Raw genomic sequence first — 21,221 nt, 5'->3', positions numbered from 1 at the left:
GTACCACATTTTAGTTCGGGCGCTCTTTCGAACTGCCCGCGCCGCCCTGCAACGGCACAACCTTATGATCGTCATCGACAAGCGGGATGGGGTCATCCAGCTCATACCCCAAAGAGGGCAGGATCGCGCGCAGATCCTTTTCCAACACGTCCATCTGGCGGTTGGCCTCGCGTTCGGAGGCTTCGACATCGTTTTGCCACCGGCGCAATTCCTCTGTGACGGCGAGGGCCATCGTGAGCTTTTCCTGGAACGCATTCAATTCGTGTTGGCGCTCTTTGAGAAACGCCTTGGCCCGCTCGATGCGCACGTCGGAATAGATGTCGGCAAAATCGCGGGTGGTGTGCGACATCTGGGCGGCAAGTTCCAACACTTCAGGTTCCAGACGCGACAGGTCGGGGTGGTCGCGCATATGCAAAAGCCGTTCGCGCACCGCGTCAAATTCAGACGACAGGGCAAAGACGCGCGCGCGGTCGGATTGGTGGCTCACCTGATAGGCGCGGACCACATCATCCATCGTTACCGAAAACGTCCGGTGCGAGCGTTCAAGGGACAGCATCCGCGTGACGCTCGGCAGGTAGGTGCATAGCGCGGTCAACAACACGGCAACACCCGTTTGCACATAGGCACCGGCGTCGATTGAGTCACCGGTGCCAAACCGCATATCAAGGCCGAGCCATGGCCAGATGCCGGTGGCGGATGCGATCACGGTGGCCCAAACGGCCACGGTTGCGCCGATCAGAACCCACATGGTTATGGTTTGGAAAATGTGTTGTAACAGCGGGCCAGTTTCCCGGCCGCCGCCCTGTTGTGCGTCGGACATTATCGTTACCCCAAAAATACAAACAGGGTTAATTTTGCCGCGAATCTCCAAAAAATCAATGCTTTAATCCGGATTTTTCCGGTTGTTGCGGCAATGGTTCCGGCTGTTTCCGGCTTTTGTTGCCGCAACGGAAACACTGGGGTGGCATCCGACAGGTCGGGCGCGTTAGCGAACCGTTTCTATCGGTCCGTCGGGAGAGCCGGTGATGAATTGGTGCAGGTAGGGATCGCCCGCGCTATCCATGTCGCCCACGGGGCCGGACCACCGGATTTTACCCGCGTGCAGCATCGCCACCTGATCGGCAATGGCACGCACGGAGGTCATGTCGTGGGTGATGGTCATCGCTGTGGCGCCCATTTCCACGACGATTTCACGGATCAAATCATTGATCACGCCCGCCATGATCGGGTCGAGGCCCGTGGTTGGCTCGTCGAAAAAGATGATTTCGGGGTCGGTGGCAATGGCGCGTGCGAGGCCCACACGTTTTTGCATCCCCCCCGACAATTCCGCCGGATAGAGGTCTGCGACATCGGGGGTGAGGCCTACGCGGCGCAGTTTTTCCACCGCGATGTCTTTGGCTTCGGCCTTGGGGCGTTTGAGCGATCCGCGCAACAGGCGAAAGGCCACGTTTTGCCACACGGGCATACTGTCGAACAGGGCGGCACCCTGAAACAACATCCCGAACCGCGCCAGAAATGCATCGCGGTCGCCGGTCGTGGTCACATCCTCACCGTTGACGCGGATCATCCCCCGATCGGGTTGGACCAAACCAAGCACGCATTTGAGCGTCACGGATTTGCCCGTGCCAGATCCCCCAATGATGACAAGGCTTTTTCCCCTGGTCACCGACAGATCGATACCGCGCAGGATCTGTTTGGACCCAAAGGATTTATGGACGTTCTCTAACTGGATCATACGGAAAAGAATGCCTGTGTCAGAAGGAAGTTTGCCGCGAGGATCAAAATGGCCGCGGCCACGACGGATGATTTTGTCGCTTGGCCCACGCCCTGCGCGCCGCGTCCCGATTCCATGCCGAAATAGCACCCCATCAGGGTGGCGATGCCGCCGAACACCGAGCCTTTGACGAGCGAGGATACGATGTCGGGCATCTCGAGGAAATCCACGGTGTTGCGCAAATAGGTCACGGCGTTGAAGTCGAGCGATTTGGTGGCGACGAGCCACCCGCCAAAAATGCCGATGATATCGCCAACACCGACAAGAACCGGCACCGTCAGCAACCCCGCCAAAACACGCGGTGCAGTGAGGTATTTCATCGGGTGGGTGGAAAGCGTCACAAGCGCGTCGATCTGTTCGGTGACTTTCATGGTGGCAATCTCGGCCGCGACCGAGGCCGTTACACGGGCCGCGACCATGAGGCCGACCAAGACGGGGCCAAGTTCACGCACCATGCCGATGGCGACGATTTGCGGCACCACGGCTTCGGCGGAGAACCGTGATCCACCGGCGTAGATTTGCAAGGCCAGTGCGCCCCCTGTGAAAAACGCCGTCAGCCCCACAACGGGCAAGGACAGATAGCCGACATGCAGCAGCGCATTGAGAAATTCGCGGGTGTAAAACGGCGGTGTCACCATGTGGCGAAGGGCCGACAGCGTGAATATCGTCACCCGCCCGATCAACGCCAAAGCCCCCAGAACGGAAGCCCCCAGCCCGGCCAGGGGCCGTGTGATCAGGCGACGGCTCATCCGGTGTAGCGCCTTGTGTACCGTCCGCCCAACGAGGTCAGGATTTCGTAGCCGATGGTCCCCGCATTTTGCGCCAACTCGTCCACCGTTTGGTGCGCACAAATAAGGTCCAATGCCCGCGGCGGGTGCGGCAGATGCGTGACATCCACGGTGATGAGATCCATCGACACCCGCCCGACAAGCGGGCAGGGGGTATCGCCGTCAAACAGCACCGCATTGTTGGAGATGGCGCGCAAAATACCGTCCGCGTAGCCCGCTGAAATGGTTGCGACCCGCGACGGGCGCTCGGCGCTCCATGTGTTGCCGTAGCCCACGGTTTCGCCCGCGGCCACATCGCGCACCTGAATCACGGGGCATTCGACGCGGACCACGGATTTGGCGTCCTCGAACGGCAACCCGCCGTAAAGACCGATCCCGGGACGTACGAGGTCGAAATGATAGTCAGGGCCAAGCAGAATGCCGCCCGTGGCCGAGAGCGCACGGCGCACGTCAAGCCCGTCTGTCATCTCTTTGAAACACGCCAGTTGCTGTGCGTTCATGGGGTGGTCCGGTTCGTCGGCACAGGCCAGATGGCTCATCACCAAACGCGGACCGGCCTGCATGACGACCTCTTTTATGGCGTTCCATTCGACCGGTTCCATGCCCAGACGGTTCATTCCGCTGTCAAGCTGGATACCGAACGGATGGCCCGGAAGTGCCTCGAAATGGCGGGTGGTCTGTTCGAGCGAATTGAGCATCGGGGTGAGATGCATATCGGCGATCATGTCGGTGTCGCCCGACATATGCCCGCCAAAGACGCAAATCTCGGGAGAGGGGCCAAGCGCCTCGCGCAGGGTCACGCCCTCTTCGACGGCTGCGACAAAAAACGTCTTTGCACCCGCCTTTTGCAAGGCCCGCGCCGCTTTGGCCGCCCCTGTGCCATAGCCGTTGGCCTTGACCACGGCGGCGGTTTCCACGTGTGGCGCCGATAGCGCGTCAAGCGCACGCCAGTTGTCGCGCAACGCATTCAGATCGATATGTAAAACAGATGTACCCATGACGTTGTGTTTTGACGCCGCGCACCGCGTGACGCAAGGCAAAATTGTGGGTGCCCTGGCCGCCGCGACGGGGCGTGTGTCCTTAATACTCGTCGGGGCGTTCCTGCCACGGCTGTGCGAGGTTGCCGAAACGGGTGAACTCCGCCTCGAAACTGAGACCAACCGAACCAATCGGGCCGTGACGTTGCTTGCCCAGAATGACCTCGGCCTTGCCGTAAAGGCGGTTCATTTTATCCTGCCATTCGGCAAAGTTGGGATCGTCGTCGGAGGGCTTTTCACGTTCGACATAGTATTCCTCGCGGAACACGAACATCACCACATCGGCGTCTTGTTCGATCGAGCCGGATTCGCGCAGGTCCGAGAGTTGCGGGCGTTTGTCCTCACGACTTTCCACCATACGCGACAGCTGCGACAGGGCAATCACAGGCACATTGAGTTCCTTGGCGATGGCTTTGAGGCCCATCGAGATTTCGCCGATTTCCTGCACGCGGTTGCCCTGGGTGCTTGGCGAGCCGCGCACCAGTTGCAGATAGTCGACGATCAACACATCAAGCCCGTGGGTGCGCTGCAAACGACGCGCCCGCGCGGCCAGTTGCGAAATCGGCAAGGCGGGCGTGTCGTCGATATAAAGCGGACAGGACTCAAGCGTCTTGGCGGCGTCGACAAACCGGCGGAACTCGTCCTCGGTCATGTCCCCTTGACGGATTTTGTGCGACGAAATTTCGGAGGCTTCGGCCAGAATACGTGCGGCCAATTGCTCGGCGCTCATCTCGAGCGAATAGAACCCCACAACACCGCCCTCGACGGCACCGATGGATCCATCGTGCAATGTACCCTTTTTGTAGTTTTTGGCCACGTTGTAGGCGATGTTGGTCGCAAGCGATGTTTTCCCCATCGACGGACGACCCGCCAAAATGATCAGGTCGGATTTGTGCAGCCCGCCCATTTTCTTATCGAGATCAGCAAGTTGCGTGGCAATGCCCGCCATGCCGCCCCCGCGCTCATAGGCGGTATTGGCCGACAGAACGGCCTCGGTGACCGCGGATAGAAAGGATTGGAACCCTGTGTCGCTCTTGCCCTGTTCGGCGAGGGAATACAGGCGGGCCTCGGCGGCGATGATCTGTTCGGTGGGGTCGCGGGTGTCGCTGCCCGAATTGGCCGCCCCTGCGATTTCATGGCCGAGCTCGATCAATTGGCGGCGCAAGAACAGGTCGTAAATCAGCTGCGCATAGTCGCGCACGGCGTAGGTGGAAATGGCGGAGGCGGCGAGTTTGGCCAGATAGGACGGCCCGCCCAGCTCGCGCAGGCCCTCGTGGTCTTCCATATACGCCTTGAGCGTCACGGGAGAGGCGAGCATGTTTTTGGAAATCCGCTCGGCCGCCTTGTCGAAAATGTCGCGGTGGACCGGATCGAAAAAGTGTTCGTTCGTGATGATCGAGGCGATTTTGTCGTAGACCTCGTTGTTGGTCAAAAGCGCCCCGAGAAGCTGTTGTTCGGCCTCGATGTTATGCGGCACGGCGCCCTCATAGGACGAAATCACGGCGCTTTTTTGCGAGGCGGCGGGGAGTTGGTCTGGGGCGGGTGTGGGCGCGCCTTGGTCCATCGGGCTTGGTTCGCCCCGATCCATATCCGCGTAATCGTCCATCGTATCGTTCCCCAAATCCCATGACTGCGCGACTCGCAGGTGTCGCGGCGTAGAGGTTTCTTAACGATCTAAGCGCGCGGTTTCAAAATGTATGTTTTGTGGATAACTCGCCGCTTTGGCCGCAAACATGCGCTAAGGTCAAGCGTCCAAATGGAAAAGCCGCACTCGGTTGAGCGCGGCCATTCTTTTGATCTATTCTTTTGTGCTCAGGCTTTTTTGTTTGCCTCTTGCCATTCGCGCGGCGCGTTGAGAAAACTTTCGACCTCGGACAAGGTTGCCGCGTCAAACGCCCCTTGCGCCTTCGCTTCGGCCAGAACGTCCCACCATGTGCAGAGCGAAATCAGGCCGACACCGTGATCGCCAAGCGTCTTTTCGGTTTCGGGGAAAATGCCGTAATAGAAAATAACAGCCGTCCACGCACAGGTGGCTCCCGTGTCGCGGATCGCATCGACAAAGGACAGTTTGGAGCCGCCGTCGGTGGTGAGATCCTCGACCAGAAGCACGCGCTGACCCTCGGACATATCGCCCTCGATCCGCGCGCCACGGCCGTAGCCTTTGGGCTTTTTGCGCACATAGGTCATCGGCAGCGCCATGCGCTCCGCCACAAGGGCCGCAAACGGAATGCCCGCGGTTTCGCCGCCGGCGATGTTGTCAAAGGCCTCGAACCCCGCCACGCGCATGGTTTCCACGGCGAGGAAATCCATCAGTGTCGACCGGATGCGCGGGTAGGAGATCAGCTTGCGACAGTCGATATAGGTGGGCGACGGCAGGCCGGAAGCCAGGATGAACGGGTCCGCAGGGCGAAAGTTGACCGCGCCGATTTCAAGCAGCATCCGTGCGGTCAGGCGGGCAATTTCCGTGCTATCGGGAAAGGAGGAGGGGATCATGGCGTGGTCCTTGGTCTGATCGTGGTCTGGGGTGTGGCCTTAGGCCTCAACGCTCCAATGAAGCGGCATTTGCGGATCGAACAGGGTCAGTGGCCCGTTCGGCGTGTCGATTTTGGCGGGGTAGGGGACGGGGTCGCCTTTGGTCAGGGTGATCGTCGTCTCGTTGACCGGCAGCCGGTAGAACGTCGGGCCGTTTATCGAGGTAAAGGCCTCAAGATTGTCGAGTTTTCCCTCTTTTTCAAAGACTTCCGCGAGGATCGACATGGTGTTGGTCGCGGTAAAACAGCCCGCACAGCCACAGGCCGTCTCTTTCGCATTATCCAGATGGGGGGCGCTATCAGTCCCCAAAAAGAATGTGCTGTCGCCCGAGGTTGCCGCCTCGACCAAGGCCAGACGGTGGAGTTCACGCTTGGCCACGGGCAGGCAATAATAGTGGGGTTTTATTCCGCCCACGAGGATGTGGTTGCGGTTGATCACAAGGTGGTGCGTGGTGATGGTTGCACCAAGTGTGTCGCCGCCAGAGCGGGCATAATCAACGCCGTCCTTGGTGGTGATATGTTCCATGATCACCCGCAAGCCGGGCGTGGAGCGGCGGATCGGGTCCAGAACCGTCTCGATAAAGACCTTCTCGCGATCGAAAATATCGACCTCGGGGGACACAACCTCGCCGTGGATGCACAGGGGCAGGCCGATTTCGGCCATTTTTTCCAACACGGGGCGGACGTTTTCGAAATTGCTCACACCAGAGGCGGAATTGGTGGTGGCTCCGGCGGGGTAGAGTTTGACCGCTTTGATCAATCCGCTCGCATGGGCGCTTGCCACGTCGTCGGCATCTGTTTCCTCGGTGAGGTAGAGCGTCATCAGGGGTTCGAAGGTTCCGACACCGGGGGCGGCGGCCAGAATACGTTCGCGATAGGCGCTCGCATCGGCGCTCGTGACCACAGGGGGAACGAGGTTCGGCATGATGATGGCACGGGCGAAATGGCGTGCGGTTTCGGGTAGGACAGCGTTCAGCATTGCGCCATCGCGCAAGTGCAGGTGCCAGTCGTCGGGGCTGCGGATCGTGAGAATGTCAGTCATGGCTATCGCTTACCGTGTTCGCACGAAAAGCGCCAGTGGGGCCGCGCGGCATTTATTTGAGCGTTTGGTCGAAAACCTATCCGTAAGCGGCGGACCGCGCACCACATTACGGGTCAGATTACTCGACAGGGTGGTGGGGTGGGGATACGGTTCGTGCAGTCTGTTTTGACCTTAGGGGAGGTTCTCATGCGTCACTTTTTGATTTTGATCGCGGCGGTTTGTGCCGCACCCGCGTTGGCGCAAGAGGTCGACTGCGAGACCGCGATGACGCAATACGAGATGAACCATTGTGCCTATGAGGCCTATCTCGCGGCTGATGAGGATTTGAATGCGACCTATATCTGGTCGTTGGACGTGGCTTATGAGTGGAGCAATGATGCGGCGATGGCGTTGCGCGATGCGCAGCGGGCGTGGATTCCCTATCGTGATGCGGCCTGTGTTGCGGCGGCGTCGCGATATGAGGGCGGAAGCATTCAGCCGTTGATTGAATATAGCTGTCTGGACCACCTGACCCGCCAACGCACCCAGGAATTGCGCAACGTCTATGAGGGTCCATGACGCGCCATAAGCGCCAGAATACACGGGGATATTGCGGCGGGGCGCGCGCGCTCAGGTTTCTGTGGGGCGCGCGCTCATGCGCCGTTTGAACGCCGGGGGTCAGATGGGCCTATGGTCCCTCCTTACTGAATGGTAATCCGCCGCGGGTGCGCGGTGCGGGCATCATGGTCAATCACCGCGCCGGTGGTGTGAGCGGTTTGCGCCCCGTTTGCGGTGTCGCGGGACAGGTGCAATGGCGCGTCGAAACGCGGTTCTACGCGGACCTTGGTCACGACCCGCGTCGATTGGAATTGCGGATCATCGAGGATCCGGGCGGGCAGTTTGGTGATGTCAAAGACGTCTTGCATACTGCGCTCAATGCGGACATTGGCGCGGTAGCCGCAGAACACACCGGTGTCACGGGTTTGCAAGAATGCGGCCTCCAACATGCGTTCACGCACGCGCAATTCGGTGATTTTCCGGCGCAGGGTCGCAAGTTCGTCGACGGGGGACTGGCTCAGGTCCATGGTCTGTCTCCTTCTGGATCAGGTCGGGCGGAATTGGGTCGGGTTAATCGTCACGGTTTGCGGCGCGACGCGAGGCAAAGGCCGCGACATTGCTGCCGTAGTCTTCCGTGCTCTCGAATCCGTAGGGGTTGGGGGCGGAGGGGGCGCGCAAATCGTCGATCTCCTCACCCGCATCGACCCGCGCCAACAAGGCGTCAGCTCTGGCTTCGAGGGCATGGGCCTCTTCGAGTTCGAAATCCATCGGGGCGCTTTCGAGCGGGGCCTGTGCATCGGCCAGCACGGCGGCAACGTGTTCGTTGTGAAGCCCTGCAAGGGGTTGGAGTTCCGCGATCCCTGTCGGTTTCAGGTCGCGTGGCGCGGGGCGTTCCAGAATCTCGATGATGGCCCCTTTGACCGCGTGCGATATGGCGGCTGTGTCGGGTGTGGTGACGGGGCTTTCGCTTGCGGGGGCCGGGGGTGTGGTGGTTTTGGCCGTGAGGCGCGCAATGGCTTTGGTCAACAGGAACGGGGAGCTGTCATCGATGTCCTCCGGCGCGGGGCCGTAGGCCGCGTTGGACGGCTCCTGGGCAAAGATATTGGTGATCTCGTCACAGGTCGGGTCTTTGGCGGGGTCATCGGCGGTGTCGTTTCCGCCGCGGGCCGCAAAGGCGAAATGATCGTCGCTCTGTGCGGGGGGAATATCCCGCGCTGACGTGTCAGGGCTGCGCAGGTCGTGCTCCTCGGAGATCGTGATCAGGGGCTCGGACGGGGCCTGTTCGTGCGCGGTGTCAACGGCGTCCGTCTCGCTCAGAACGTCCTCGCATACCTCATCTTCACTGGTCTCAACCTCACATGCGTCCTCAATTGGTGGGGCAAGGTTGTCGTGGCTGTCGCCCTCGGCGGCTGCGGCGTGTACGGGGGGCTGCGGCGCACAGGGCGCGTCCGGACCGGTGTCATGGACCGCACCCTCATCGGGCATGTCATCACGGGTGTCTTCGGTTTCATATGGTTGGGCCTCACACAGGTGGGCGTCACTCAGGTTGCGCAGGGGCTCCTGTGTGCTGTCATCGTGCGGAGTATCGGGATGTGCCATGATTTCCGGCGCCGCCAGTGTGCGGGCTTTGGGCCAGATCAGCACATGGGTCGCCAGATCGCTGCGATACATGTTCGGGTCGCTCATGATCTCAACGGGCAGTTTTGACATGTCGATGCGTCGGGGGCGGCGCGTCTCGATCATGGCGTCGACATTCAGTCCGGCAACACGTTCGCCGCCCGTGTCGGTCGCACAGGTGCGGATTTCGTCACATAGCGCGGATTCGCGGGATTTAAGCGCCGCAATCTGTGCGCGGACCACGGCGAGATCATCGACCGCCGTCAACGCAGGTGCCGCAGTCCGGGGGGGCACCGTGTGGTGCGGCGTGGCGGCTTTGGCGTCACCATCCGTGGTCTCGTGGGGGGCAGTATAGCTGTCGGTCATCATCAGGTCTCCTTGGGCCTAATGTGCGACAGAGTCGGTTAACAAAGCCCAAACAAAAGATGAAAGACCCGTGCGGAGGGTGAAATGTGGAGTGTGCGCCATGTGCGCAGAGCGTGTCGCGGGGCCATGCCGCGTGTCGAATGTCGCGCGTGGGGGTGCGGTTATGCGTTTTCGGCGTCGGCGGGGGTGTCTTGCGCGGTCTTTATGGCATGTTGCGCCTCTTTTAGGGCCTTTCGGAAACGGGGCGCATTTTGGAATCTGGCCGTGACGGCCTGACACAGGGTCACGATGCGGTTGGGGTTGCCTTTGGCGTCAAGCGCGTCGAGCAGGTGACGCAAGTACGGCTTGTTGTCGCGCCGTGCGCGCAGCAGGCGGGTGAGGGCCGGAGAGGTCAGCGTGCCGGTCATCGCCAGTCCAAGGATCGGTTCAAGGATGTCCATCTCGATCAGGCGGGATTCGATATCGTTACCAAAGTGTGGCACGGGGCGGCGTGTGACATGCGGGGCATTGAACAGGGCGGCGTGCATGGCATCCGTTGTCTGGTAGGGGTCATACAGCACCCATGCCGCATCGGCGCCCTCGATCATATGTGGGGCAAACCCGTAGCGCGAGGTGAAATCCGCACGCCGTGTCGAGGGAAAGCGGGTGTCCCATATGGCAAGGCGGCTGTCCAGGGTGGCCTGGGGGGAGAGTGCGATGACGGTTGACCCCGGTGCCGCAACGCTAAAGGCGCTTGCGGCGTAGCCACACGATCCCGCGCCATAAAAGACAACGCGGTCGTACTCTTCGAAAAAGCCGTCATCCACGAGGCGGTCGAAATAGTCGTAGACCGATTGTGCGCGGAACCACGGTGCGGCGGCCGGACCGTTATGGGCGAGAATGGACAGGTGCGACCATCCGTTATCGAGCGCGAGATTAAAGGCCTCGGGGTAACCGTTTGCGGTTGTTTGAACAGCGCGCTCATAACGGTCGAACGCCACCAACAGTGTGTCGCCGCCCTCGATAAAGGCACAGGCATGATCGCGGCCCAATTGTTCGAAATAGCCCAACTCTTCGGCGGTATCGTCCAGAGCTGCACACCACGCATTGCGGGGCAGTCGGGAGATGTCGTCGAGATCGGCCGAGGCCAAAGCGGGATGCGCGGTGTCGCCAGTCATGTGAACTCTGTGTTCCTTGGGTGCGTAATTCAGGTGCGTAAACGGGGCGACTGTGTCCGGTCGCTTGCTCTAAGGTGACGCAAAATGGTTAATGCTCCAAGGAAGAACTAGGGCGTTCTGCGGGTAATAAAAAGTATGTTTGCGTTGAATGTGGCGCATCGTTGACCAAGGCGGAACAATGTGGCCAAACCGGCCGAATTCGATGCCAAACCGGCAACATTTGCCGTGCAGCCACCATCCCCACCGCGATGGGCGATCGGGTGCCGAGACGATGTGGGGGGGGGACATGTCCGGTGATCGTGGCGGCCACAGGGGTGTGAGGCCAAGTGAGCACCGGCGGATCGTGGCGTTGGCAATCGCCCGGGTTAACCCAGAATGATGCCGATGGTCACGGCAGCAAGGCCAAGCGCCGAGGTCATCAACGCCAACAGGTTGAGTGGCACAATTTTTTGCAGGCGGGCGCGGATGTCGTCATCTGTTCCGCCAAGCTTTTTGGCTTTGAGGGCGGCCATGATGCAGTACACCAACAGGGCCACACCGGCGAGCGTCAAAAGGGCGCCAATCCAAACCATCCATGCCATACCTGTCACCGTCCTTTGTCGCGTCTCAATGAAAACTGCGCCTCTCATATCCGCTTGCGGGCGGGGGTGCAATCATGTGCGGCCGGCGTTATCCGTGATGCATCCGGTCTGCGGTGGATGCGCGGTTCGGGCCGTGTGCGGGGCTTGCCTTGGTCGCGGGTGCGCGATAGGAAACGGGCCTGATGCAATCCAGATAAAAAGGGTCTCTGGCATGATGGACGACACCACTTCAGGCGCCGACGCGACTTACCGTGTGACCGCCGACGAACTGCGCTCTTTTGTCGAACGCTATGAGCGTCTCGAAATGGAGAAAAAGGACATCGCTGACCAACAAAAAGAAGTGATGGCCGAAGCAAAAGGCCGCGGCTACGACACCAAAGCCCTGCGCACCCTTATTGCCCTGCGTAAAAAGTCCTCCGACGAGATCGCCGAACAAGAGGCCGTTCTGGAAATGTACAAAGAAGCCTTGGGCATGACCTAAGGGGTCAGTGGCGCGATTGGTTGCGGTGCGTTCGGGCAGGCATAACACATGACGCGGCGGGTCGCACGGCGTGTGCTCTTGTCGCTCCTCGCCTTGGTCCTCGGTTTGGGGGTCGGGCTTGTTGCCTTGGGGTTTACGCCTGCATTGGCCGCCGCCTGTCCGGCCTGTTTCGGCTTCGTCAAAGTGGCCGAGGGACTGTATTCCGAGACGGACGATCCGATGATGGCGCCCGAACTGGTGCGCCGTCTTGCGGTGGCCGAAGCCCGCGTCGAGGCCGCTTTCGGTGCGGTTCACCGTCCACGTATTCTGGTGTGCTACACCGAGACCTGTCACAAAATGATGGGCGATATTGATCCCTTGGCGATGACCTACGGGTCCTTGTTGTTCTATCTGTCACCACACGGCCATGACATCGATATCATCGCCCACGAGTTGGTCCATTCCACCCTGCATAAACAATTGGGCGCCAAGCTACAGGCGGGGTTTCCCGCATGGGTGGACGAGGGCATTTCGGTTTACGTGTCCCGCGACAGCCGTTTTGACCTCAACCCCGACACCTGTGAGGCGGGCGATGACGTGTTGCCAGTGACAAGCCGCGAATGGCTGCAGGCCAACTCGCTCCAAGATTTTTCGGCCTACGGTCGGGCAGGGTGCCGTGTGGCGCAGTGGATACAGGCCCATCCCGAAGGTCAGGTTGGCGGCGGCCTCGACGGGCTGATCCGTGCGCATCTTCCAGAGCGCGATTAACCCCCGCCTTAGCTGATGAACGTCACGCCGCGCATGCCCTCGATCAGATAGAGGTCGTCCTCATAGGTGGCGGTCAGCCGTTCAATCAGCGCCTCATCCCATCCGGGCAGGTCAATCTCGTCTTCCATCAACGCGGGGTCGGCGTATTTGTCCAGAAACGCCCCGAGAATGCGTTGGAACTGCACCTCGTTCTTGGGCTTGTGGGTTTCGAGATAAGAGCGCAGCCGCGTGATACCCTCCGGCTTCATCAAGGTCGCGATCATGTCGAGGGCGCCGGCCAATGGCACCGCGCCCTTGACCCCCGCGACCTCACGGATCAACCGCCCCCAGATCACAGGGGTGTCCTCAAAGGCGTAGACCTTTATCGGGACGTCAGGGCAGGTCTGGCGCATGGTCGTGATGAGACGGGACCACCGCAGATGATCGGGATCGGCGTCGCCGATAAAGGTGGCATAGCTGTGTTTTCCGCCCCCTTGGGCAAAGGCCGCGGGAATAAAACTCGCAGGATTGCGCAGGCCGAGGACGAATTCCATCTGGTGGCCCGCAAATACATTGCGCAGCCACGGGAGGCGGAACTCTGCCTTGGCATAGAGTTTGCCATCCGCAAAAATACCCTGAGGCATGCAAATGATATCCTCATGGCTCATGACCAGGCGGGTGCAGTTTTCGGCCTCGGTGATCTGGTCGAGGATCATCTCCTGGGTTTCGGCGGACGCGGGCGCCCCTTTGACTTTTTTCATCACCTCGGGAAGGATCTCGCGGTAGCGCGCAGGGCCGGGGATCACGACGCCATGTTCGGAAAGCCGCCCCTTGTTTTTGAGCAAGCCGCGCATAAGCGCATTGCTCGCGGTGCAATGCGCACCGATATGCATGGAAATGATCATGGACAGCCCACCCGTTCCGTTCCCCGACCAAGCGTCGAAAAGACCAATTTAAAGCGTAACGAAAATGCTTTAATCCCCTCATCATATGCACTTTTGTGGACAGGGAAACATGTTTCGCGTATGCGGTGGGGCGAAATGACTGACCAAATCACTCAATTACAGGCCGGGGCCGCTCGAACGGCGGCCAAAACCGCCCCCAAACTGCGCCGTGTGCGCCGCGCGGAGCCGTGGTCGGTGGGCGCGGTGGTGATTGCTGCCGTGGTCTTGATGCCGCTGATCGCCGTGGTGTGGATTGCCCTGCATCCGACCGATAATATCTGGCCGCACCTGCTGTCCACGACCCTGCCGCGCTATGTCGGGACAACGGCCGTTTTGACGCTCGGTGTGGCGTTTTTGGCCGCCTGTGTCGGGACGGGCGCTGCGTGGCTTGTGACCATGTACCGTTTTCCACTCAGCCGTGTGATGGAGTGGCTGTTGTTGTTGCCCTTGGCGATTCCTGCCTATGTCGGGGCTTATGCTCTGGTCGATTTCTTTGAATACGCAGGGCCGGTGCAGACCGCGATGCGCAGCCTGTTCGGGTGGCAATCGTCACGCGATTATTATTTCCCCGAAATCCGTTCGATCGGGTCCGCGATCATCGTTCTGGCCGCCGCGTTGACCCCCTATGTGTTTTTGATGGCCCGTTCGGCGTTTCGTGAACAATCCGGCTCGGTCTATGAAACGGCCCGCGCCTTGGGGGCGGGTCCCTTCGCGCGGTTCTGGCGTGTGGGTCTGCCGATGACGCGCCCCGCCATTGCCGCCGGCACCGCGATTGTGATGATGGAAACCGTGTCCGATTACGGCACGGTGTCCTATTTTGCCGTGCAAACCCTGACCACGGGTATCTTTTCAACATGGCTTGAGGGCGGCAATGCGGGCGGGGCGGCACAGATCGCCTCTGTGGTGCTGCTCGTGGTGTTCTTGCTCGTGGCGCTTGAAAAGTCCTCGCGTGGCAAAGCTCGGTTTCATGCGGGCGCACGCCATCCGCGGCCCATTACGCCGATCCGTCTCACGGGCCTGCGCGGGGTGATTGCGCTCGGGTTTTGTGCCGTTCCGTTCCTTGTGGGGTTTGTCCTGCCGATGGGGGTCATTGGCGTTCACGCGATGGGCGAGCCGGAGCAATGGGCCGCTCCCGGCCTGCTCGTGGCGCTTAAAAATACCCTCACCGTTGCGGGGCTCGCCGCCATTATTACCGTCACCGCCGCCCTGTTCATGGTTTACGGAGTGCGCCTCACGGGGCGCAAGCTGCCCAAGCTGCTCTTGCCCTTCACCACGCTTGGCTATGCCGCTCCGGGGGCTGTGCTCGGGATCGGCATCCTGATCCCGATGGCGGGGTTGGACCACATCATTGCCGACACTTGGGAGCGCCTGACGGGCCGTGATATCGGGTTGCTGCTGACGGGTTCGTCCTTTGCCATCATCCTCGCCTATGTCGTGCGATTTTTTGCGATTGCCCAAGGGGCCGCAGACGCCGCGATGGGCCGTGTCGCACCCTCGTTGCCGATGGCCGCGCGATCCCTCGGGCAAAGCCTGTCGGGGACGTTGCGCCGCGTCTATGTCCCGCTCATCCGTGGCTCGGTCGGCACCGCCCTTTTGCTCGTGTTTGTGGACTGCGTCAAAGAGCTGCCCGCAACGCTTTTGCTGCGCCCGTTCAACTACAACACGCTTGCCACCCGCGTGCATGAAAAGGCCTCTCTCGAACAGCTTGAACAAGCCTCTCCTGCCGCCCTTTTGGTGGTCGCCGTGGGTCTGATTGCGGTTATATTGATGGCGCGCTCCGAAAGCGCCTCTGATCTGACATAGGGACCCCCATGCCGAAACTCGACATTATCATCGTTGCGGGCGTCTCCGGATGCGGTAAATCCACCGTGGCCAAGGCTCTGGCCGAGACCTGTGGCTATCCGTTTCTTGAGGGCGACGAGTATCATCCCGCCGAGAACGTTGCCGCGATGGCCGCAGGCCGGCCACTGACCGATGAGATGCGTTGGCCGTGGCTGCGTCGCCTTGCCAGTTCCGCCGTGGAGAAAGCGAACGGGGCAGGGGGGGCTGTGGTCAGTTGTTCCGCCCTCAAACGCGCCTACCGCGATTTGTTGCGCGAACAGACGGGGGGATGCCGGTTTGTGTTGCTCACAGGCGATCGTGATATGATCTACGCGCGTATGTCGGCCCGTGCGAACCACTATATGCCACCCACTTTGCTCGACAGCCAGTTTGCCGCTCTCGAAGGTCCGGACACCACGGAAACAGACCTCGTCGAGATCGCCATAGACGGCTCTTCGGCACAGGTCATAAAACAAGCGCACATCATGCTAGATTTTGACTTGCACCCCAAAGCCTGACCCTCTAAATGGTCCCCAGTGCCCCTATAGCTCAGCTGGTAGAGCAACTGATTTGTAATCAGTAGGTCCGCGGTTCGAGTCCGTGTGGGGGCACCATTTTTTACAATAAAATCAGCATCTTATGTGCGGATCTGGCGATCAGTAAGTGTGTGGCATTCGTTGAGCACAGTATAAACACAGAAAATTGCATTTGGATGTCACCCGCTAGCTTGATTTTGCCGGATTCTCTCCAGTTTAGGGCAGATTTGGTCGTTTCAATGGTGAGGAAATCTAGATATGCTCGTCCGGAAACCAAACAGTTAGATATTCTGGACATGTTAGAGACAGCACTTCCACCTCAAGAAAACTCAATTCCAGGCAAGGAACATCGATCGACTAAGCCGATGTACATGGTCGACATGTTTGCGGGATGTGGAGGGCTGTCTTTAGGTTTTGAAAATGCTGATTTTGTACCGGTGTTTGTGAATGAGCTAAACACTGACGCCATGTCTACGTATCTGAAAAACCGCAAGCACTCACTAGGCGGCCTAGGGTTCTCCGACAATGCTGACCTTCGTTGCAACGATGCGAATGACCTTAGAGGCAAACGCCTTGACCAAATGGTGGCAGACTTAGGCAATTTACCAGAGCTTTCGTTAGAATTTGATAAAGGAGCATCAGTAAAAAGTGGAGCTGGCTCTAACTTAGACGTGCTTGCCGGTGGACCGCCTTGCCAAGGCTTCTCTGGAATAGGTATTCGTCGCTCATACTCGGTTGATAAAGCGGATCTCCCATCAAACCACCTTTTTGTTCGAATGGCCCACGTTATCCGGCGACTTCGACCACGAATTTTTCTCTTCGAGAATGTTCAGGGCTTGTTGAACGCAAAATGGACCAAAGCTGAAGGGGAGAAAATTTTCCCTGATGTTCTCTCGGAGTTCCGTTCGATACCGGGATATGAAGTCCGTTATTCGTTGGTGAAAGCAAAAGACTATGGGGTGCCCCAGAACAGACCAAGAGTTTTACTTGTCGGTATTCGTAAAGACATGCTCAATGCATCTGGACTGGTTGATCCGGATGCACACCCAGACGACGCCGTAAAATGTGGCTTTCTACCCCCGGCAACTCGTGGGTTCCCTGATCTTGTCGATCTTCTTAGCGATTTGATCGATGATAATGTGAATGAAATTTTGCAAAAGGGGAACTTCGAAAAGGGTCCGTTTGTGTCAACCAAGTACGCGACTTCACCAACGACTGAAATTCAAAAACACCTTCGGACTGCGCCAAAGTGGTTTGGGTCAACCCGCGTGAAGTTGACCGAGCAAGAGTACAGCAAGCACAGGCCGAGCATTGTTGCTAAGTTTCAGTACATGATCGACAATAACGGTGAAATTCCTGAGCAATATCAAACAAAAAAGTTCTCCCAGCGTGTTCTTCGTGAAAGGTGGGGCAACACAGAACCCAACATTACAGCGACTTCATTGGCCGATGACTATGTTCATTTTTCGCAGCCAAGAGCTTTGACTGTTAGGGAATGGGCCAGATTGCAATTATTTCCGGACTGGTACCAGTTTGCAGGGAAACGAACTACTGGCGGACTACGCAGGGCTGGTAATCCTAGAGAAGGCGTTTTTGACAGGGAAGCCCCAAAGTATACCCAAATTGGGAATGCGGTTCCTGTAGGTTTGGCGGAAGCAGTTGGACGCCACTTTAGGGAAATAATTGAGGCAGCAATCTAGGTGTTAGCTGAACAAGCCGATTTTTCCGTCAATTGCATCCTGAATACTTGCACGGATGTTCTTTGAGAAAGCACTACTAAAGTTTCGGTCAAAAATTTCAGAGGCAGATAGGGCCACTCCATTTTTGGTCGCCATCCCCCAATAGTTACCGCCAGTTAGATTGTTCACCCGCTTAACTGCCATCTGTGTTGGTTTGTTTGGCATTTTGGGCCCTTTTTGCGATGGGACGGTCACAAAGGAATAAGTGAAACGTTTCAGGTTACTGACATTGTACCCATTTTTTCCAATATGAATTCCTGTCGCTGAACCGAAACTGGCTCGATACACCATGTCCCAAAGCATAGGTATTTGAGCATTATCGTTCCAATTGGTCTTGCACTGAATAATTCCTAACTCAATACTTGCGATCCGTTTTGCGATTTCCAAGTCTAAGTTCTTAGCGAAATCTCTATCCGTGGCGGGGAAATTAAAATCATTGGGGTAGACTACAACACACACATCAGACTCGGTGTTTGTCTGATTATTGCCATAGCTAATGGTTGTTGCGTCCAGTAAAGTACGCGGCACGACAGCCTTAGATTGCCTCATTGCGACAGCGTTTGTTCCCGATAGCACCAAGTTAAGGTACCAAGTGACGAGAGATTCCCAACCCGCCCCACCACCTGAGAGCGATCCTTGATCACGGTTGCCAGTATTTGTTGCGAAGAACACGTCTCTTAAATGATCACCCAGCTCGTGAATTTTCTTCGCGTCGGACAAGCCGTTGGTTCGGCCCAAAATTTCTACTTCCCAAACTGGCCAGCAAGCTTTCCAGGTCGAAATTGCTTCAACGGACTTCATTGCGAGGTGGCGGTGATGTTCGGCAGTCATGTTGTTGCTTTCAATATCGAATTCTACACAACGCTACATGAGTTCCGAATGCCCGCCAAGACCAATTCCTATAGGCTGCAAGTCGGTAGAAGCGGCGAACTTTCTGTTAGGGTCGCGCCCGAGGCAAGCCACAACAACAGATTCAAATTTCAGGTTTGAATCCACCTGAATCTATATGCCTATTGCTCAACTCTACAATCATCCGTTGTATTTTCGGCCAGCCTGGATAACTTTCTAATTTTTAGGAGTTTCATTGATGCCAAAGACAAAGCATTACCATTTCAACCTACGCCTACTGCGTCCCGGTCGCACTCCTGAAACTTCTTTTGGACCAAGCTTTGCTCCTGGTGAAGCCAGAGAACTCGAGACACGACCTTGGGCAGGGATTGAAGGTGCCACGCTCTACATTGGCCAAATCTACAATAACCCACCGGGATGGAAAGAATTCCTCAGCACTCAAAGCCCGGACCTCCCCGACGATATATTTGCAAGTGGGGCTGGTGCAGTAATTTTTGTGCCAAGTGGTGTGAGAACATTGGCAATTTGTTTCGGCCATGTACATATCGCCTTGAACGATGACGCCTTCGTTAGACAATTTGGATTGAAGGTTACTCTAAACTCAGTTTCGCGTGAACATCTGCGGAGCTTGGATACGGCCACGCCCGATGCTGTGACGGTCCAAAAGCGGGTTCAAACTAGTAAAGATAGCGATCTTCAAGCCTTCGGGGTGGATATGTACCGTGACTTAGCTAGGGTTGCTGCAGGAACACCCAAAGACGCTGACTTTGCTCAGTTTGTTGCAGGCAAAGACGCGCTAAAGATCATCTCAAAGGATCAGCCGGGAGATATTCAAGCACTCTGCGATCGGGTTCTCGCGATGTATCTTCGCGAGGACTATAAAGACGATTTTTCTTGGGTTGATCGTATGCAGATCGTGTCCGAAAAGGACGTTGTTCTGCAACTGGATACCAAACTTTTTGAAGCTGTGACTAAAATGAGGGCTGGGGAGAATGCAGACCTTCATATGTCGCCACCAGAGATCGTAGATTATACTGAGGGAAACCAGCTCCACTACAATGGCTTTGGTGGCCAAGGTGCAAATTTTGAAAGCCTTTCAATTGAAGACTATGTGGCGGAACTTGAAAGGTGCGACTTCGAAGGAGAGGTAATCGAGCTCAAGGAAAAGCACTATATTTCTGCAAAGAAGGACAATGACGAAAAGTTCGACCAAAAGTGGAAAGTCTATGACTGCTTTATTTTTGAGACTTCTCTGGGTGAGGGTGAGGACCGGAAGTACTACGTGCTTTTTGCAGGCGAATGGTACCGTGTGGATGAAGATTTCAAGACCGAAGTCGACGAAGCATATGACGCGCTTGAGAAAGTCGAAATTGTTGGTGCAACAACCTGTTTGAACGAGCGCGCCTTGATTGCCGATCTGGTCAATAGCCGAGACGACCTTCTTATGTTGGATCAGCAAAAGATTAACCCCAAGGGTGTTCGCTATGGAAACTTGGAGCCTTGCGATTTCTTCTCGGCAGAAAGCGAATTCATCCACCTAAAAGATGGGCATTCCTCAGGATCCATAAGCCATCTTTGGAACCAAGGCATCGTAAGTGCTGAAGCGTTTATTTCTGATCATGACTTTAGAGTAAACCTGCGACGCATTGTTAAAAAAGAGAGCGATAAGAAGGCTGGTGGGACCGCCTTCGAAACGCTGCTTCCAATGGCCTCTCAAAAGCCAACGCGATCTAATTTCAAGGTGGTATACGGTATCATGAGGAAACCTTACAAAGACGGAAGTCTGGGGTTGCCTTTCTTCTCTAAGGTAAGCCTCCAAGCCTCGGTTAGGCGGCTCGAAGAGTTCGGTATTCCTGTTGCAATTGAGCTCATTCAGAAGCCCGCATCTGATGCTGATGCTGATGCTGATGCTGATGCTGATGCTGATGCTGATGCTGATGCTGATGCTGATGAGTGAATTCTATGTAACCAACTAGTATTCAATCAGTGGGGTAGTTCCGTTAAGTGACTGATTTTACAGGCACCTCTCAGTGCGGAACTGTGCAAGCACTGTAGCAGGCACCGTTTTATTGGTTGCTGTCGATACTTTTGGTGAGAAACGACGCAGCAGGCGGGACCTGCTGCGCCGTCTAAGCGTATTGTGGTCCAAGTGGGTGCAACCACTCGGATTGAGACTCATCAATCAATCAAGTTGATTTCAGGAACGTCATTCCTGGCCAAGACCAGAGTAACAGCCGAGGGAATGCCTTTACTCTCGGCATTTTTTCAAACCGACGACTTTTGTAATCACCAAGTCGGTCATGCTGCGACCTCCGGCACGTAAGGACGCGAATATACTTCAATCAGCTCCTGAACCGCTTCATGGAGGACCTTAAGCGGAAGCTCCTCAAATTCGCCTTCGCAGTCCATGCTATAGTGCAAGGGGTATAATAGGTCCCCTCTGTAGAGATGCCCGTGTCGTTCAACTAAATGCTCGACTAGCCCTATCATGCGAAGCTCTTCTTCGCTGTGATTGCCAGCACTGCGCAGCCTTTCCACTATATGGTTTTCGAGACAACTCCGTGGTAGAATAATATCAATACGCACAAGGTCTTGGATATTGTCGTCGCCCTGGGCGTCGTATTGTGAAGTATCTGTATGCATGGGGTCTGTTCCTTTTCAATTAGGTGGTGGAGCCCCATGATGGGGCGTCCAT

Annotated in this window: 21 protein-coding genes and 1 tRNA gene; 8 read left to right on the top strand and 14 right to left on the bottom strand. The window is 57.2% G+C overall.

All coding sequences use genetic code 11. The features are described 5' to 3' along the window. Positions 1 to 10: 10 nt before the first annotated feature. The 7 genes from ACN0Q0_RS00645 to pyrC all read right to left on the bottom strand — a co-directional run bounded on the left by ACN0Q0_RS00645 (position 11) and on the right by pyrC (position 7,172). Positions 11 to 820 (bottom strand): DNA repair protein, encoded by an 810-nt coding sequence (locus ACN0Q0_RS00645; protein WP_417241416.1) that lies wholly within the window; start codon positions 818 to 820, stop codon positions 11 to 13. 165 nt (positions 821 to 985) lie between these two features. Continuing rightward, positions 986 to 1,735: an ABC transporter ATP-binding protein gene (locus ACN0Q0_RS00640; protein WP_417241415.1), complete on the bottom strand. Its 750-nt coding sequence runs from the start codon at positions 1,733 to 1,735 to the stop codon at positions 986 to 988. Beyond that, positions 1,732 to 2,523, bottom strand: a complete 792-nt coding sequence (locus ACN0Q0_RS00635) for an MlaE family ABC transporter permease (protein WP_417241414.1) — start codon at positions 2,521 to 2,523, stop codon at positions 1,732 to 1,734. Before ACN0Q0_RS00635 ends, ACN0Q0_RS00640 begins: the two co-directional genes overlap by 4 nt. Then, positions 2,520 to 3,560, bottom strand: a complete 1,041-nt coding sequence (gene alr, locus ACN0Q0_RS00630; protein ID WP_417241413.1) for an alanine racemase — start codon at positions 3,558 to 3,560, stop codon at positions 2,520 to 2,522. The genes ACN0Q0_RS00635 and alr overlap by 4 nt, the downstream gene beginning before the upstream one ends. A gap of 82 nt (positions 3,561 to 3,642) precedes the next feature. Beyond that, entirely contained in the window at positions 3,643 to 5,205 is a 1,563-nt protein-coding gene (locus ACN0Q0_RS00625; RefSeq protein ID WP_417241412.1) for a replicative DNA helicase, read from the bottom strand. Between the two features lie 206 nt (positions 5,206 to 5,411). Next, complete coding sequence (locus tag ACN0Q0_RS00620; RefSeq protein ID WP_417241411.1) at positions 5,412 to 6,092, bottom strand: orotate phosphoribosyltransferase; 681 nt, start codon at positions 6,090 to 6,092, stop codon at positions 5,412 to 5,414. A 39-nt stretch (positions 6,093 to 6,131) separates the two neighbouring features. After that, positions 6,132 to 7,172 carry a dihydroorotase gene (gene pyrC / locus ACN0Q0_RS00615; RefSeq protein ID WP_417241410.1) on the bottom strand — a complete coding sequence of 347 codons (1,041 nt, stop codon included), beginning with the start codon at positions 7,170 to 7,172 and terminating at the stop codon, positions 6,132 to 6,134. Positions 7,173 to 7,358: 186 nt separating this feature from the next. Here pyrC and ACN0Q0_RS00610 point away from each other — a divergent pair, with 186 nt between their 5' ends. Continuing rightward, on the top strand, positions 7,359 to 7,730 hold the full coding sequence (locus ACN0Q0_RS00610; protein WP_417241409.1) for a lysozyme inhibitor LprI family protein: 372 nt from the start codon (positions 7,359 to 7,361) through the stop codon (positions 7,728 to 7,730). Positions 7,731 to 7,852: 122 nt separating this feature from the next. On the opposite strand, the gene ACN0Q0_RS00605 is transcribed toward ACN0Q0_RS00610, so the two are convergent. The 4 genes from ACN0Q0_RS00605 to ACN0Q0_RS00590 all read right to left on the bottom strand — a co-directional run bounded on the left by ACN0Q0_RS00605 (position 7,853) and on the right by ACN0Q0_RS00590 (position 11,430). After that, positions 7,853 to 8,236 (bottom strand): hypothetical protein, encoded by a 384-nt coding sequence (locus tag ACN0Q0_RS00605; RefSeq protein ID WP_417241408.1) that lies wholly within the window; start codon positions 8,234 to 8,236, stop codon positions 7,853 to 7,855. A 43-nt stretch (positions 8,237 to 8,279) separates the two neighbouring features. After that, positions 8,280 to 9,695 carry a hypothetical protein gene (locus ACN0Q0_RS00600; RefSeq protein ID WP_417241407.1) on the bottom strand — a complete coding sequence of 472 codons (1,416 nt, stop codon included), beginning with the start codon at positions 9,693 to 9,695 and terminating at the stop codon, positions 8,280 to 8,282. Positions 9,696 to 9,853: 158 nt separating this feature from the next. Beyond that, the gene (locus tag ACN0Q0_RS00595; RefSeq protein WP_417241406.1) at positions 9,854 to 10,849 is read right to left on the bottom strand and encodes a phosphoadenosine phosphosulfate reductase; all 996 of its coding nucleotides are present in this window, start codon (positions 10,847 to 10,849) and stop codon (positions 9,854 to 9,856) included. A gap of 365 nt (positions 10,850 to 11,214) precedes the next feature. Continuing rightward, positions 11,215 to 11,430, bottom strand: a complete 216-nt coding sequence (locus ACN0Q0_RS00590) for a hypothetical protein (RefSeq protein WP_417241405.1) — start codon at positions 11,428 to 11,430, stop codon at positions 11,215 to 11,217. Positions 11,431 to 11,641: 211 nt separating this feature from the next. Between ACN0Q0_RS00590 and ACN0Q0_RS00585 the strand changes: the two genes are divergently transcribed. Both ACN0Q0_RS00585 and ACN0Q0_RS00580 read left to right on the top strand, forming a co-directional pair. After that, positions 11,642 to 11,911, top strand: coding sequence for a DUF2312 domain-containing protein (locus tag ACN0Q0_RS00585; protein WP_417241404.1), 270 nt, complete (start codon positions 11,642 to 11,644; stop codon positions 11,909 to 11,911). A 48-nt stretch (positions 11,912 to 11,959) separates the two neighbouring features. Next, positions 11,960 to 12,658, top strand: a complete 699-nt coding sequence (locus ACN0Q0_RS00580; protein ID WP_417241403.1) for a hypothetical protein — start codon at positions 11,960 to 11,962, stop codon at positions 12,656 to 12,658. Positions 12,659 to 12,666: 8 nt separating this feature from the next. On the opposite strand, the gene ACN0Q0_RS00575 is transcribed toward ACN0Q0_RS00580, so the two are convergent. Next, entirely contained in the window at positions 12,667 to 13,542 is an 876-nt protein-coding gene (locus tag ACN0Q0_RS00575; RefSeq protein ID WP_417241402.1) for a hypothetical protein, read from the bottom strand. A 135-nt stretch (positions 13,543 to 13,677) separates the two neighbouring features. Here ACN0Q0_RS00575 and ACN0Q0_RS00570 point away from each other — a divergent pair, with 135 nt between their 5' ends. The 4 genes from ACN0Q0_RS00570 to ACN0Q0_RS00555 all read left to right on the top strand — a co-directional run bounded on the left by ACN0Q0_RS00570 (position 13,678) and on the right by ACN0Q0_RS00555 (position 17,638). Further along, positions 13,678 to 15,384, top strand: coding sequence for an ABC transporter permease (locus ACN0Q0_RS00570; RefSeq protein ID WP_417241401.1), 1,707 nt, complete (start codon positions 13,678 to 13,680; stop codon positions 15,382 to 15,384). A gap of 8 nt (positions 15,385 to 15,392) precedes the next feature. After that, positions 15,393 to 15,920, top strand: a complete 528-nt coding sequence (locus tag ACN0Q0_RS00565) for a gluconokinase (protein WP_417241400.1) — start codon at positions 15,393 to 15,395, stop codon at positions 15,918 to 15,920. 20 nt (positions 15,921 to 15,940) lie between these two features. Continuing rightward, a tRNA-Thr gene (locus ACN0Q0_RS00560) sits at positions 15,941 to 16,016 on the top strand. A gap of 161 nt (positions 16,017 to 16,177) precedes the next feature. Then, the gene (locus tag ACN0Q0_RS00555; protein ID WP_417241399.1) at positions 16,178 to 17,638 is read left to right on the top strand and encodes a DNA cytosine methyltransferase; all 1,461 of its coding nucleotides are present in this window, start codon (positions 16,178 to 16,180) and stop codon (positions 17,636 to 17,638) included. Positions 17,639 to 17,641: 3 nt separating this feature from the next. Here the strand turns inward: ACN0Q0_RS00555 and ACN0Q0_RS00550 are convergent, their stop codons facing one another. After that, positions 17,642 to 18,508 (bottom strand): hypothetical protein, encoded by an 867-nt coding sequence (locus ACN0Q0_RS00550; RefSeq protein WP_417241398.1) that lies wholly within the window; start codon positions 18,506 to 18,508, stop codon positions 17,642 to 17,644. A gap of 256 nt (positions 18,509 to 18,764) precedes the next feature. Between ACN0Q0_RS00550 and ACN0Q0_RS00545 the strand changes: the two genes are divergently transcribed. Then, on the top strand, positions 18,765 to 20,483 hold the full coding sequence (locus ACN0Q0_RS00545) for a DUF6119 family protein (protein WP_417241397.1): 1,719 nt from the start codon (positions 18,765 to 18,767) through the stop codon (positions 20,481 to 20,483). Between the two features lie 341 nt (positions 20,484 to 20,824). Here the strand turns inward: ACN0Q0_RS00545 and ACN0Q0_RS00540 are convergent, their stop codons facing one another. Then, the gene (locus ACN0Q0_RS00540) at positions 20,825 to 21,169 is read right to left on the bottom strand and encodes a hypothetical protein (RefSeq protein WP_417241396.1); all 345 of its coding nucleotides are present in this window, start codon (positions 21,167 to 21,169) and stop codon (positions 20,825 to 20,827) included. Positions 21,170 to 21,221 lie beyond the last annotated feature (52 nt).

The sequence above is a fragment of the Celeribacter sp. genome, from assembly GCF_048259695.1.
Classification (GTDB): domain Bacteria; phylum Pseudomonadota; class Alphaproteobacteria; order Rhodobacterales; family Rhodobacteraceae; genus Celeribacter.
This window is presented reverse-complemented; position numbering and strand designations above follow the sequence as displayed.

Coding starts and splice junctions, on each gene's coding strand:
- ACN0Q0_RS00645 (WP_417241416.1), bottom strand. CDS start 820: ATGTCCGACGCACAACAGGGCGGCGGCCGGGAAACTGGCCCGCTGTTA.
- ACN0Q0_RS00640 (WP_417241415.1), bottom strand. CDS start 1,735: ATGATCCAGTTAGAGAACGTCCATAAATCCTTTGGGTCCAAACAGATC.
- ACN0Q0_RS00635 (WP_417241414.1), bottom strand. CDS start 2,523: ATGAGCCGTCGCCTGATCACACGGCCCCTGGCCGGGCTGGGGGCTTCC.
- alr (WP_417241413.1), bottom strand. CDS start 3,560: ATGGGTACATCTGTTTTACATATCGATCTGAATGCGTTGCGCGACAAC.
- ACN0Q0_RS00625 (WP_417241412.1), bottom strand. CDS start 5,205: ATGGACGATTACGCGGATATGGATCGGGGCGAACCAAGCCCGATGGAC.
- ACN0Q0_RS00620 (WP_417241411.1), bottom strand. CDS start 6,092: ATGATCCCCTCCTCCTTTCCCGATAGCACGGAAATTGCCCGCCTGACC.
- pyrC (WP_417241410.1), bottom strand. CDS start 7,172: ATGACTGACATTCTCACGATCCGCAGCCCCGACGACTGGCACCTGCAC.
- ACN0Q0_RS00610 (WP_417241409.1), top strand. CDS start 7,359: ATGCGTCACTTTTTGATTTTGATCGCGGCGGTTTGTGCCGCACCCGCG.
- ACN0Q0_RS00605 (WP_417241408.1), bottom strand. CDS start 8,236: ATGGACCTGAGCCAGTCCCCCGTCGACGAACTTGCGACCCTGCGCCGG.
- ACN0Q0_RS00600 (WP_417241407.1), bottom strand. CDS start 9,695: ATGATGACCGACAGCTATACTGCCCCCCACGAGACCACGGATGGTGAC.
- ACN0Q0_RS00595 (WP_417241406.1), bottom strand. CDS start 10,849: ATGACTGGCGACACCGCGCATCCCGCTTTGGCCTCGGCCGATCTCGAC.
- ACN0Q0_RS00590 (WP_417241405.1), bottom strand. CDS start 11,430: ATGGCATGGATGGTTTGGATTGGCGCCCTTTTGACGCTCGCCGGTGTG.
- ACN0Q0_RS00585 (WP_417241404.1), top strand. CDS start 11,642: ATGATGGACGACACCACTTCAGGCGCCGACGCGACTTACCGTGTGACC.
- ACN0Q0_RS00580 (WP_417241403.1), top strand. CDS start 11,960: ATGACGCGGCGGGTCGCACGGCGTGTGCTCTTGTCGCTCCTCGCCTTG.
- ACN0Q0_RS00575 (WP_417241402.1), bottom strand. CDS start 13,542: ATGATCATTTCCATGCATATCGGTGCGCATTGCACCGCGAGCAATGCG.
- ACN0Q0_RS00570 (WP_417241401.1), top strand. CDS start 13,678: ATGACTGACCAAATCACTCAATTACAGGCCGGGGCCGCTCGAACGGCG.
- ACN0Q0_RS00565 (WP_417241400.1), top strand. CDS start 15,393: ATGCCGAAACTCGACATTATCATCGTTGCGGGCGTCTCCGGATGCGGT.
- ACN0Q0_RS00555 (WP_417241399.1), top strand. CDS start 16,178: ATGGTGAGGAAATCTAGATATGCTCGTCCGGAAACCAAACAGTTAGAT.
- ACN0Q0_RS00550 (WP_417241398.1), bottom strand. CDS start 18,508: ATGACTGCCGAACATCACCGCCACCTCGCAATGAAGTCCGTTGAAGCA.
- ACN0Q0_RS00545 (WP_417241397.1), top strand. CDS start 18,765: ATGCCAAAGACAAAGCATTACCATTTCAACCTACGCCTACTGCGTCCC.
- ACN0Q0_RS00540 (WP_417241396.1), bottom strand. CDS start 21,169: ATGCATACAGATACTTCACAATACGACGCCCAGGGCGACGACAATATC.